Source organism: Alkalibacterium kapii, assembly GCF_007988865.1.
Classification (GTDB): domain Bacteria; phylum Bacillota; class Bacilli; order Lactobacillales; family Carnobacteriaceae_A; genus Alkalibacterium; species Alkalibacterium kapii.
Genome location: NZ_BJUY01000030.1, coordinates 1 through 13,171, shown reverse-complemented (window position 1 = coordinate 13,171; position 13,171 = coordinate 1). Strand labels below are relative to the sequence as shown.

General features: G+C 41.1%; 8 protein-coding genes. 1 reads left to right on the top strand and 7 read right to left on the bottom strand.

Going from position 1 to position 13,171, the window contains the following annotated elements; all coding sequences use genetic code 11:
- Positions 1-52 precede the first annotated feature (52 nt).
- The 6 genes from AKA01nite_RS08485 to AKA01nite_RS08460 form a co-directional block, all read right to left on the bottom strand.
- On the bottom strand, positions 53-2,737 hold the full coding sequence (locus AKA01nite_RS08485; protein ID WP_146924893.1) for an HAD-IC family P-type ATPase: 2,685 nt from the start codon (positions 2,735-2,737) through the stop codon (positions 53-55).
- Positions 2,738-2,872: 135 nt separating this feature from the next.
- Positions 2,873-3,712 (bottom strand): aldo/keto reductase, encoded by an 840-nt coding sequence (locus AKA01nite_RS08480; protein WP_146924895.1) that lies wholly within the window; start codon positions 3,710-3,712, stop codon positions 2,873-2,875.
- 74 nt (positions 3,713-3,786) lie between these two features.
- Positions 3,787-5,193, bottom strand: coding sequence for a M24 family metallopeptidase (locus AKA01nite_RS08475; RefSeq protein ID WP_246117016.1), 1,407 nt, complete (start codon positions 5,191-5,193; stop codon positions 3,787-3,789).
- Positions 5,194-5,424: 231 nt separating this feature from the next.
- On the bottom strand, positions 5,425-6,669 hold the full coding sequence (locus AKA01nite_RS08470) for an MFS transporter (RefSeq protein ID WP_146924892.1): 1,245 nt from the start codon (positions 6,667-6,669) through the stop codon (positions 5,425-5,427).
- A 111-nt stretch (positions 6,670-6,780) separates the two neighbouring features.
- A complete protein-coding gene (locus AKA01nite_RS08465) occupies positions 6,781-7,647 on the bottom strand; it encodes a metallophosphoesterase (RefSeq protein WP_146924891.1) in 867 nt (288 codons plus the stop codon).
- A gap of 940 nt (positions 7,648-8,587) precedes the next feature.
- Positions 8,588-9,628 carry an ATP-binding protein gene (locus tag AKA01nite_RS08460; protein ID WP_146924890.1) on the bottom strand — a complete coding sequence of 347 codons (1,041 nt, stop codon included), beginning with the start codon at positions 9,626-9,628 and terminating at the stop codon, positions 8,588-8,590.
- 249 nt (positions 9,629-9,877) lie between these two features.
- On the opposite strand from AKA01nite_RS08460, the gene AKA01nite_RS08455 reads away from it, so the two are divergent.
- Positions 9,878-10,576, top strand: a complete 699-nt coding sequence (locus AKA01nite_RS08455; protein ID WP_146924889.1) for an SDR family oxidoreductase — start codon at positions 9,878-9,880, stop codon at positions 10,574-10,576.
- 181 nt (positions 10,577-10,757) lie between these two features.
- On the opposite strand, the gene AKA01nite_RS08450 is transcribed toward AKA01nite_RS08455, so the two are convergent.
- Positions 10,758-13,055 (bottom strand): glycoside hydrolase family 65 protein, encoded by a 2,298-nt coding sequence (locus tag AKA01nite_RS08450; RefSeq protein ID WP_146924888.1) that lies wholly within the window; start codon positions 13,053-13,055, stop codon positions 10,758-10,760.
- Positions 13,056-13,171: the final 116 nt, after the last annotated feature.

Below are 13,171 nucleotides of genomic sequence, written 5' to 3'. Positions count from 1 at the left end.
AGAAAAAAGGAGTTCCTGACGAGAAGAACTCCTTTTTGACCTACTCTTTACTTTAATTATTATTGTTCAATACTTTTAATCGAATCAGTTTGTCTGTTTCTGCGACTATAAGAACAAGTATCCCAACGCCTATGGCAATGAACCACTCGACGACACTAAGTCCTTCGGTATAGAAGTAGCGCTGCATAAAGGGTACATATGTTAGAATGATCTGCAGGATCAGCATGATGCCGATAATGACGAATGCCATTTTATTGGTGAAAAACTCTTTTGAAAAGGCGGGTTTCCGCGTGCGAATATTGAAAAGATAAAATATTTTACTCATCACCATAATATTGACTACAGTTGTGCTGGCCGTCGCCTGATCCACTCCGTACGATTCTGTCAGCCATTCAAAGGCCACCAGGCTTAAGCCCGCCATAAGTATTGAAACATATCCTATTTCAAAAGCTTGACGCTTATTGATAAAGGATTCGCCTGTGTCTCTTGGGGGACGGTTCATGATCCCTTCTTCTGCCGGTTCGAAAATAAAAGCGAACTGAATCGTAATAGCTGAAACCATATTGATCCAAAGCATCTGTGTCGCTCTAAGTGGCAAGTCGTTTTGCAGAAGCAGGGTGATCGCTATGATCAATCCTTCAGCAAAAGACGTAGGCAGTAAATACAGGATACTTTTTTTAATGTTATCGTATATCCGCCGTCCTTCATGAATCGCTGTTTTCATGGTAGAAAAGTCATCATTGGCCAGAACCATGCTTGCAGAATCTTTCGACACATCTGTTCCTTTCTGTCCCATTGCCACACCGATATCGGATGTTTTCAAAGCGGGCGCATCATTGACGCCGTCTCCCACCATCGCAACGACTTTTCCGCTTCGCTGGTAAGCTTTGACGATCCTCAATTTATTGTCTGGTGTCGTTCGGGCAAATACCTCATAATCATTTATTCTGTCAGTTAATTCATCATCACTCATCTCTTCCAGTTCCAGTCCGGTAATGGCCTTGACATTATCTGCCAGTCCCAATTGCTCGGCTATCGCTTTTGCTGTACTTGGATGATCGCCTGTGATCATTTTGACCTCAACGCCAGCTTCCCGCATTGTTTTTATTGAATCGATCACTTCATCTCGCGGCGGATCTATAATGCCAACGATACCCAAGAATTTTACACCGTTTTCAAGATCTGTATGATCGATATCTTGTTTTTTTTCATCCAGTTTCTTTACTCCAACAGCTACGACCCGCTGCCCCTGAGACGAAAGTTCTTCCACTTTCTCCTGCCAGTATGATAAATCAAAGTCCGATTCAGATCCTTGGACCATCTCGAAAACTTTATCTGGCGAACCTTTAACGTAAACTTTCTGCTCGCCTGTTTCTTTATGTTCGGAAAGTGACACGATGTAACGGTATTCTGAGTCGAATGGGATCCGGTCGATTTCTTCATAATCAGATTCCTTTGTCTGATGTACTTTTCGGTAAAGTGTCAAGAATGAGCCGTCAGTCGGTTCGCCGTTTATGACCCATTTATCTTCTTCTTTTTCCAATGTCGTTTCGTTGGCTTCATAGCCTGATTGTACTAATTCTTTCAATGTTTCACTTTCATCGATCTGCACGGGTTTTTCTTCATACATTATATCGCCTTCTGGGGCATAACCAACACCGGTGACTTCATACGTCTTTTCTGGTGTAAGGATTTTCTGAACAGTCATCTCGTTTCGGGTTAGGGTTCCTGTTTTATCTGTTGCAATCACATCGACCGATCCGAGCGTTTCAGCGGCCGGGAGTGTTTTTACAATGGTATTTTTCTTGTTCGCGAGTGTGCGCACGCCCATGGCCAAAACGACTGAAGTAGTTGCCGGCAGTCCTTCCGGGATAGACCCGACGATCATGGTTATGACAGCCAAAGACAATGCCGCGATCGTGTAATCTCCAAAGAAGAAGCCAAGAACAAATAAAAGTGCAGCTACCCCTAAAATCACATATGATATATTTTTCCCCAGGCCATCGATTTCTTTCATCAGAGGAGTTTTTTTATGTGACTGGTCACTGACGGCTGAACTGATTTTGCCTATTTCTGTTTCCTCAGCAGTCGCTACAACGATCCCAGTTCCATTTCCATTAGTCACTGACGTTGAAGAGAATGCCATATTTGACTGGTCACCGGTCGACTTTTTCCCTTCCAGAGGGTCTGTCTGCTTTGATACCGAACCTGATTCACCGGTCAATGAAGACTCCTGCACTTTCATATTCTCGGTACTGACTAAACGCAGATCTGCGGGAATGTTATCTCCCGCTTCGATATAAATCAAATCGCCTTTAACGACTTCTTCAGCTGGTATATCCACACGTTTGTTGTCTCGGATGACCGTCGCCTGTGTCGACAACATATCTTTGATTTTTTCCAGAGCATCTGACGCGTTGACTTCCTGATAATAGCCGATAAACGTATTGGCGATGATCACCAGACTTATAACGACGGCGTCTGAGTATTCGCCCATGACAAGTGTCAATACCACTGCGGCAATCAGAATATAAATTACCACGTTATTTAGCTGTCTGATAAGGATTTTCCACTTTGAGGTTTTTTCCTGCTTGATTTCATTGGGTCCATCCTGTTCCAGACGCTTTTTTGCCTCTTTAGACTCTAATCCTGCTTTTGCGTCAGAATCGAATTGATCAACAACTTTCTCGGTTTCAAACTGATAATAGGGTTTGCCCTCTTCGCTGTTTTCTGCCATCACACTCATCCTTTATAAGAAACTTTGTTGTTTTAATCATAATATAAACACATGAGTTTTTTAAATAAAAACACTCAGTGAACGTATCACTGAGTGTTTCATCTGTCAATTGATTTGTTTTGTTAGTGAGATGACTTAGTCAAATTCTTCATATTCATTCGGATGCTGGCCTTCAACTCGTCCGGGTTCCCCTTTATCCAGGGTATTGATTTTTTCGATCTCTTCATCAGTCAATGAGAAATCAAAGATATCAAGATTGGCTTTCTGATGCTGTGGCGAAGCTGCTTTAGCTACTGTCAGTACGTCATTTTGGACGTTCCATCTTAAAACGACTTGAGCCGCTGTTTTGCCATACTTTTTACCGATATCTTTCAATAAATCGATCCCCAAGACATCTAGTTTATCTCTGCCAAAAGGACTCCAGCCTTCTGTTATGATTCCGCGTTCCTTATTGGCTCTTATCAATTCATTGTTGTTGAAATAAGGATGGCGTTCGATCTGATTCGTGGCCGGTGTGACGCCTGTCTCTTCAATAATACGGTCTAAATGTTCTTCCAGGAAGTTTGAAACGCCGATCGTTTTGATCAGTCCGAATTTCTGAGCATCCACTAAGGCCTGCCAAGCTTCAGCGTATTTATCGATCCTTGGTAGTGGCCAGTGGATCAGATACTTGTCAAAATAATCCAGGCCGGTACGGTAAAGAGATTCCTGAATCATCAAAATCGCTTTATCGTAATCATGCGCTTCGCCGGGAAGTTTGGAACTGATGATCAGCTCTTCTCTTGGGACTGACGATTGTCTGACAGCCTCCCCGACCATCCCTTCGTTATTGTAGTTCGTTGATGTATCGAGCAGGCGGTAACCGTTGTTGATAGCCGAGAGTGTGCTTGCCACCCCTTGAGTTCCCTTAACGTAAACGGTACCTAGACCAACTTTCGGTAAGCGTGCACCGTCATTTGTTTCAAAATATTCCATCATGACTGCTGTCTCCTTTCCAGTTATCTTCATTAATTATACAGAAATCAAAGCATGAAATCTAAGGTCAGGCATTATTTGGCAAGATTTTTGTTCCAGACCATTGCTTTATTTTTATTCAAGGCATACGGGCGGAGATACGGTGTTGCGTTTCCTGAAAGTAAAATATCTTTGTGAATATCTATATTCAACGTATTTTTCACATAATCTCTTCTTGCTTCCATGCGCTTCCATACGTCTGGATAATCAGTTTTCAGCTCTTTTTGTAACTGTTCATCCGCAATGATCACGCCACCTTCAGCACTCACGCCGGGATAGCCTTTCACCGAAGGAATGATGTCCACTTGAAACAGCATGCCGCTTTTTATTGTCGTATCGGAATGTTTTGATACAGGGGAAGCCATCCATTCTTCATCGGAAGTTAAATGTCCAGGATTCAGTTCCCAGCCGTACTCTTTTTTAGGGAAAACTGTTTCTATCAGATCGTAAAGTTCTTTTCCTTTCATACCGATATGAACCTGTTCCAGCCAAGCAGTGACAGCTGTGAAATAAGGTTTGACTAATCTGTCAAGATAGTCCTTGTGTGCTTCGTCTAATTCGGTTTCGTCGTGCACCACCATAGGCGATCGGCTTTGCAGTCCACCTTTATACCCTACCGTCAGCGATAGTTTGTCTCCAAGTTTCAGCGTATTGTCTGAAGGATAAATATTGGCTTTGACAAACCGTTGACCGGCTGCTGCGATCGTCACAACAGTATTTGGCTGTCCGTAAGCATCGAGGATTCCACCTAAATCTCTTTCAGTGATGCCTGGTTCAATTGCATCCAATGTTTTAAGCATGCGCTGTGACGCCAGAGCAGCTCCGAATTCGTAATGAGCTACTTCGTTCGCATTATTCGTTGTTCGAACACCTTCTGGACCAGTGAACAAATCGGTTGCATTCACAACGTTCTCTTTTCCTGCGACAGAAAACAACTGGTCGACAATATAATGAGGTACGTCAAACAGTTTCCTGGCATCATCCATTCTGCCGGTAAACAACTTCCAGCCAGCCACCCCGACTTTTTTATCCGTTTTGATCACGGATTCATCCAGCCATTCACCAAAAGGCTTTTCAGGATCCATTGGCTGATCAGGTAATGAAAAGTGAGGGACATGGATCAATTCACCTTCTAACCGAGCGTGGTCGATCAGTTTCAGGTTTTCATTTCCAAGTAAATAATATACTTTTCCGTCATCATGCAGAATAAGCAGGCCTTCTTCAAAGCGTGTCAAAAATCCAGTCAGGTATTCGAAGTTCGAACCATGTTCCAGATCCTCATAAATAACTAAAGTAGACAGACCTCTCTCTTTCATCTTGCTGATAACTTTATTGTAGCGCTCTTTCATAGTGTCGTCTGTCAACTCGACCTGTTTTAGCCCCTCTTCTGGAAGTGGTGCCGAGACTGTTCCGTACATTGCATTCTGGTGCGAATAATTCATGAATATCCTCCTATATAACTATTACTCTCATCATAGCATACTTTACTAGAAGAAGGTAAAAACGTGAGTCTTATTAAAAGTTTCTAAGGTTGGATTTGGTTTTGTTGATGAAAAACCCCTCGAACCAGCATTATTTGCTGAATCAAGGGGTAGTTTTCTTTTATTTGTATTTCTATTTGTGTGTTCCGTTATCACTTTACATACAAGACTCTCGATATGGTTTAGACACAATCAGCTATTCAGCTTAATGGACTGATTTGATTTCAAGCGATTGACAATCAGGAAGATAACAAGCATATTCAACAAGTTGATCCCTAAGGCAACTGCAAAGGCTGGAGAATAAGATCCTGTGAAATCATAGATGAAACCGACCGCTGAGATGGATATGGCTCCTCCTAAACTGTTTGAAAAAGCTAAAATTGGATACAGTCGTGTAAAATGATAGCGTCCAAAAAATTCCTTGGTCAAAAGCGTGACACTGACCGATGGAATGGAATACGCTGCTCCAAACAGGAAAGCACCGATATTTAAAATCGAGATCTGCTCAAAACTAAAAAGAATAAAACTGGACAATCCGATGAGCATCAAAACACCGACCGTACTTTTTACTGGCCCCCAGTAGTCACTGACATAACCCAGGCCTAATTTGAAACCGATACTGCTGACCATCGCAATAGATAACATGGTCGCACCGATTTCTGACGTATAACCGATCGACTGCACGAAACCAGGAAAATGCTGTGGTATACCGATCAGAAGGGTTTGAAGAAGAGTGAACATAAACAAAAGACCGAAATTGAATAGTGAAACGTCACGCTGTTCATCACGTTTTAAAACGGCTTCATCTTTAGCCTGCCCTTCTTTTGAATCATCCGTTCCATACGGCAAATAACCGCTGTCTCTGGGATTTAGCGTATAAGGTACGATCAGAGCCGGCAATGAAAACAAAACAATCAGGATACCCATAAAGCGGTAAGACTGCTCCCAGCCAATTGAAGTGATCAGATTTGAAAAGACCGGAGAAAAAATCGCACCACCAATACTGCTGAAGCTGAGAACAATACTAGTAACCAGGCCATGTTTCTCATTGAACCATTCGTTGATCACAATAGTTAGGGGAACCCAAGCCAAAAGTCCTGTGCCGACCCCTCTTAAAAATCCAAGTATATTGAACTGCCAGAGCGCACCGGACCAACCCATAAGATAGTTCGATCCGCCTGCTAACAATACGCCTGCCAATATCGTACGCTTGAATCCAAAACGTTTGATCAGTCTCGGGACGTAAAGCGACATCACAGCTTTCATAAATAAACTCAATGTGTTGTGCATAGCTACGGATCCTCGAAACACATTTAAACTGTCCGCTATAGGTGTAATAAACACACCATTTGTCATCACTGGAAGCCCTACAGCACTGATGGCGATCCCGCACATCATTACCGCAACGATCCAGTGTTTCATACTTTTGCTTATCAAATTACCTCTCCTCACTATGCACGTAAATGTAACGAATACAGACTATTATACTTAACTGTCTCTTTTTAAGTAAGAACAGTTCTATATTTCTCATTAAAAAATTACTTCTAGTTATTCGGTCAATTTTGTTTCCAAGGTGACGATCACTAATTCCGGCCGATTAAAGATTCGCAGAGGAAAGAGACTATTCCCCAGTCCTCTGCTGACAATGAGTGTCGTGTCTTCTTTCATGTAAGTCCCGCTAACGTATTCTGGAAGTAACCCTTGAGAGGGCGCATACAGTCCCCCGATAAAGGGTAACCGGATCTGTCCACCGTGAGCATGACCGGCTAAAACAAGATCTACTCCGGTTTTTTGATAGATGTCGATCAATTCAGGACGGTGAGATAAAAGTAAGTTGAAATGATCGGATGGCTGCTTCACCAGCTCGTCGATTTTATTGAAAACGACATTCTCTTTGGAACCCGCTTCTTCAATATCTTCCAGTAAAATAGAGAGTGGATCGGCCAGTCCGATCAGGTTAATGCTTTGATCATCTTTGGTGATAAGCTGATTTCTATCATCCAGATTTATGACGCCTGTTTCATTAATAATTTCTTTAAGTTCTTTGTACTTGCCGGATGCAACTTCATGATTGCCGGATACAAAGTAGACTGGAGCAAGGGGTTTGACTTTTTTTAAAAAGGTCTCTGCGACGGTCAGATCCGTTCGATTACTATCGATAAGGTCGCCTGTGATTAAAATAATATCCGGCTGCTGTTTTTCAATTTCATCAATCAGCTCATTACCGAATTTCTTATTGTGAAGGTCCGACACATGAGCGATCCTGTATTCGTTAAAACTTTCTGGAATAGCTGGATCAGCGTAGTTGTAGTAGGAGACTTGGATAGTATTATTACCCCAGTAAAAATAGTATGCCAGTCCTGCAAGCAAGATCATTATGAGGAATTTTTTGTAAGATTTTGATTTACGGGTCATTGTTTTCTCCTTAATGAACGGCTAATTAATTTGCTTCGTGTTAACCTTCCTAAGTGGCAAGGAACGTTGTACATTATAGCCTTTATTCGACCAATATTAAAGCTATTTACATTATATGTTTTTTACCGGAAATGAAGGGGTCGTGTTTGGAACATGTACTTTTAATGTATTTATCTAGAAGAAAGCATTCAGACCGCTTTGGGTACCCAAAGCTTCCTTTCAAAGCTCTGTTTGATAAAGAAAATATATATTGAAACTGACTTTACTCCTGGAGTTTGGTTTTTCGATAAGTAAAGTGTTCACTCGTACTAGTTTTGATTTGCGAGTTCGACATTTCGATGTGAAAAGTGCATACTCACGTTCAACTTCCTTCGTCAGTTCGACATTTCGATGTGAAAAGTGCATACTCGCGTTCCACTTCCTTCGTCAGTTCGACATTTCGATGCGAAAAGTGCATACTCGCGTCATACTTGCTTATTGAGTTCGACATTCGGTGAGAAAAAGTGCACACTCGCGTTCCACTTGCTTCGTGAGTTCGACATTCGGTGAGAAAAAGTGCACACTCGCGTTCCACTTGCTTCGCGAGTTCGACATTTCGATGTGAAAAGTGCATACTCGCGTCATACTTGCTTATTGAGTTCGACATTCGGTGAGAAAAAGTGCACACTCGCGTTCTACTTCCTTTGTGAGTTCGACATTTCGATGCGAAAAGTGCACACTCGCGTTCCACTTCCTTCATGAGTTCGACATTTCGATGCGAAAAGTGCATACTCGCGTTCCACTTGCTTCGTGAGTTCGACACTTCGATGTGTAAAGTGCATACTCGCGTTCCACTTCCTTCGTCAGTTCGACATTTCGAGATAAATCTAAATCTATTCATCTCAACCTTACTATAAAGAAGTCACTGAGAATTTTCAGTGACTTCCCCTTAATATACGATTCAAAGTTTATCTAGATTTTCAAGATAAAAGTCCAATATCGGATTAGCCATGTCTCTTTGTTTGCCTTCCCAGTGAAACATACTCATAGGGCCTGGACTAAACTCCACTTCCGTAATCACGTAATCATCAGCGTTAGGTTCTTTTGTTATATCATTGGTAATAATATCTACCCCGCCATAATGAAAGCCTGGAATCGATTGAATCGCCCGGACTGCTATACTCTTGAAAGCTTCATGTGCAGTCTCCATAAAATCAATGCCTTCTCCACCACTAGCTATATTAGACTCATCACGAATAATGATATGCTCATCTTTTTTTGGAATCGATTCGAGCGTTCGGCCTTCTCTAAAAAGACGTCCCAACTTCTCTTTATCTGTTGGTATGAGAAAGTGTTTTAAGTCTCTATCTCTAGCACGCTTCTCATTTTTTTCGTTAATGAGCTCCAGAACAGTCTGCTTGCCATCACCAACAACATTGGCTCGCGCTCTTTTCGATGCGGCCTTCACTTCGCCATCCACAACAAAAAAACGGTAGTCATCTCCACTGAATTGCTTTTCAATTAAAATGCGTTCATAGGGATCAGCAATTAAATCGGCTATCTTGTCAAGGTGTTCCTCCAAGTCATCCGCATCGCTAATATTAGTAAAAACGCCCTCACCTCGAGATAGATTATTGGGCTTTAAGACTATCGGATAGCCTATATCATTCGCATAAGCTTTTATCTTATCTTGCTCATAAATTCTTAAATACATTGACTTGGGAACTGTGACATTTGCTCCCTCAATCAATTTACGGGCACGATATTTATCATCCACGATACGCATCATTGCTGCAGAGGAGAAGGGGCCGTTCATATCTCTAAACAGCAACTTTTCCCCTTCAAGTATCAGTATCATTGTATCAAAGCCCAGACGTTCTACTTCATATCCTCGTTTAATTGCCGCTTCTTCAAGCAGTTTAGATTTCAACCCTTCTTTTAATTTGAAATCAGCTTCTAACTTTTCCGCTTTTAATATATCTTCTTTTTTAAACTCCCACATACTTATCTCCTCCAGACACCTGATAAATTTTAATGAACCAACAGCTTACATATACACTAATTTTACCACAGTTCAGAATTCAAGTAGGCTTGGAAGCTTTTTTAAAAATCATTAGCCGGAAAGAAGATTTTTTCACATTGATACTATTTTTGGATAGCTGCTTTAAAACAAGCGCTTTATTTCATTGATAAAACAGACTTTATCTGGTACTTTGATAATAAGAAAGTTCAATTAAAGGAGGAAGTACACATGGAAGTCAAACACGTTGTCATAACAGGAGCTGGAAGCGGTTTAGGTTCATCACTCGCTACAAAATATTCGGAGATGGGACATCATGTCACACTTATCGGACGTACATTCAGCAAGCTCAAGTCATTGGCTGAAAAGATTCAGTCAGACAAAGTTTCAGTATATACACTAGATGTATCTTCTGCACAAGAAGTTTCACAAGTCTTTGCTGAAATAAAAGAAGAAAATGGTCCCATAGACATTTTAGTTAACAATGCAGGTGTCGGTGTTTTCGATGATGCTGAAAAAATTACGAACGATGCAGTGGATCAAATGATCGATATCAATCTAAAAGGAACGATTTTCTGTTCGCAAGCTGTTTTGTCTGAGATGAAAGAACGGAACACTGGAACGATCATTCAAGTTATATCAACAGCTGGATTAACGGGAAAAGTATCTGAATCGGTGTATTGTGCAAGTAAATTCGGAGTCCGCGGATTCACTGAAAGTCTCGTAAAAGAAGTTAGCGATACGGATATCCACGTCCTGGCTGCTTATATGGGTGGAATGAAAACCAATTTCTGGGATGACATTTATGATAAAGATGAAATAGAGCACCTCATGGATCCAGATGACGTGGCTGATATTATTTTAGCCAGCGTCAAACCACGCAAAAATCTGACCGTACCAGAAGTTGTTATAAAAAATCATATCAATTAACCGGAAAAGCCTTCAATTTTGAAGGCTTTTTTTCTCACTATATCTCTTTCAATTCACTGATCATTTCCTCTAGCAACACTTCTTGATATGCTGGTTATTTTCAACAGTTATCTGTTTTATTATCGCAGCTAAAAAAAGGATGCCGACGAGTTAAGTCAGCTTCCTTATTAAAATCAATCTTTTATTTCAAATATCTTTCTTCATCAAAGTGCTTGATCACTAAAGGTTCTCCTTTGATCAATTGATAGTCTGCTTCCTCTTTACTGATTGAAACTTTGATAACACGGTGACGAAACTGGACTTTGAATGTGATCCTTTTCCATTCTTCTGGTAAGCGTGGTTTGAAGTGCAGCGTATCCCCCACAAGTCGCAAGCCCCCGAATCCATAAATCATACTCATCCAGGTTCCGCCCATGTTTGCAGCATGCACCCCATCTTTTGTATTACTCTGCAAGTCACTGATATCCATCAAGGCTGTGTCCATGAAATAATTATATGCTTTTTCCATTTGGTTTAAATCACTGGCCATTATTCCAAAAATCGACCGAGACAAGGAAGAATCATGTGTCGTTACAGATTCATAGTACTCATAATCTCTAGCTTTTTGTTCCTGTGAAAACTCATCTGAAAAAAGAAACTGAGCTAAAACCGTATCTGCCTGCTTATTAACCTGATAGCGATAAATCGTTAACGGATGATAATTTAGAAGCAGCGGGAAATTTTCTTTTGGTGTGTTTTCGATGTCCCATACTTCTTTGTGGAAAAAACTGTCATCCTGCATCGTCAGTTGCTGTTCTTCGTCATAAGGTAAAAACATGTTTTCATATGCTTTTTTCCAGTTATTTAATTCTTTCTTTTTGAAGTTGATCCTACTCAATACTTCTTGTCCCAATTCATCTTCGGATTCAAGAACAGCTTCGACCATATCAGCAGCATACTTGAAATTATGCTTCGCCATGAGATTTGTATAGTAGTTGTTATTGACAATTGCCGTATACTCATCTGGACCCGTCACATCGTTCAAGACAAATGCCCCGTTCCGTTTTTCATCATAATGACCCCAGGCTGCATAAAACCTTGCTGTTTCTAGAAGGATTTCAAGCCCTTCCTTCATCCCAAAGCGTTTATCGCCCGTTGCTTTAACGTATGTGTGAATCGCGTGGGCAATATCACCGTTTATATGGATCTGAGCAGTTCCTGCAGGATAATAAGGACTGGCTTCTTTACCATTGATCGTCCGCCAGGCAAATAGTGCGCCCGCATCCACTGCCATTTCGCGTGCTCTATTCCGGGCTTCTTCGAGTATTGTATACCGATAGTTTAATAATCGCTTAGCAATTTTTGGCTGTGTGTATAAGAAGAACGGTAACATATACATTTCAGTATCCCAGAAATAATGTCCTTCATATCCTTCACCCGTCAGACCTTTCGCAGACATATTACGATTGCCATCACGTCCGGCAGCCTGATAAAGGTGGAATAAATTAAATCGTAAGCCTACTTGCAGTTCGTCGTCTCCTTCGATTTCAATATCGGACATATCCCAAAACTCTTCCATATGCTTGATCTGTTTTTCTTTCAGTTCCTGGAATCCAATTGCTGAAGCTTCGTTAAGGAGAGTTGAGGTTCTTTGTGCTATTCCATCTCTTTCAGAGTTGTCGTCAAATATGTTGCTATAAGCAACTAGCCGTTCCAGGACCACGGTCTCACCTTTTATTGCTTTCACTTCCCAACTTTCTTCATTTCCCTTAGTGGAATAATCTGCAGAAGGACTGGAAAACTGATTCTTTTCGCCTACAATCAGATTTAGATTCGTATTATTAGTTTCGATATGCAACATTTTATTTTGCGTGTTTTTTATCTTTTCGGATCGGAAACGTCTCCCTTTTTGAGTTTTAACTCTTGGATCATTACTTTCGATTTCTGATGCTTGACCCAAATCTTTTAAATCGTCCAGACCTGTTACAATTTCCAGAGCGCAATCATCGTCATGCGGTGTTACAGCTACTTTCTGAGCCAGTATTTCTGGATAATCATAAGAGACGAACCGTTCAATTTTCACATCGATTCGATGTCCTTTGGTGTTTTCCCAAGTGAATGTGCGAGTCAGTATTCCCTTCTTTAAATCAAGTTGACGTTTATGATTGGTTGTTTTTCCTGCTTCCAAGTCGAACCTTTCATTGTCCAGCTTGATCGTCAGTTTCTTGCCGTTTGGAACCGGAATGACTGTCTGATGTTCTTTTGCATATCCATACGCCCACTCCCCATACTGAATCGGTTCACTATCATAATAAGCATTGACAAGCGTTGCTTCGCTGTGGCTGTAATTTTTTGTTCGTCCCACCTCTTCAAGACTACCTCGTGTGCCGAAGTGACCATTTGATAAAGCAAAAAGTGTTTCATTCTGTCTAATCGTTTCCGGATCAGTGCCTTCTTCAGTCAAAATCCATTTAGAATCGTTCGATATCAAAGTATTCATAGTGATCTCCTTTCGAAAATAAAAAGTTAAGAACGCGCTTACCTCTATTATAAGATAGATGCAAGGGTAATTACCAAGTATATGAATATAGAATTTGTTAATTATTGTCAAGCCAG

What these genes read in the sequence shown, in the direction of transcription:
- AKA01nite_RS08455 (WP_146924889.1), top strand. Translation starts at nt 9,878, where the DNA reads ATGGAAGTCAAACACGTTGTCATAACAGGAGCTGGAAGCGGTTTAGGT.
- AKA01nite_RS08450 (WP_146924888.1), bottom strand. Translation starts at nt 13,055, where the DNA reads ATGAATACTTTGATATCGAACGATTCTAAATGGATTTTGACTGAAGAA.
- AKA01nite_RS08475 (WP_246117016.1), bottom strand. Translation starts at nt 5,193, where the DNA reads ATGAATTATTCGCACCAGAATGCAATGTACGGAACAGTCTCGGCACCA.
- AKA01nite_RS08465 (WP_146924891.1), bottom strand. Translation starts at nt 7,647, where the DNA reads ATGACCCGTAAATCAAAATCTTACAAAAAATTCCTCATAATGATCTTG.
- AKA01nite_RS08480 (WP_146924895.1), bottom strand. Translation starts at nt 3,712, where the DNA reads ATGGAATATTTTGAAACAAATGACGGTGCACGCTTACCGAAAGTTGGT.
- AKA01nite_RS08460 (WP_146924890.1), bottom strand. Translation starts at nt 9,628, where the DNA reads ATGTGGGAGTTTAAAAAAGAAGATATATTAAAAGCGGAAAAGTTAGAA.
- AKA01nite_RS08485 (WP_146924893.1), bottom strand. Translation starts at nt 2,737, where the DNA reads ATGGCAGAAAACAGCGAAGAGGGCAAACCCTATTATCAGTTTGAAACC.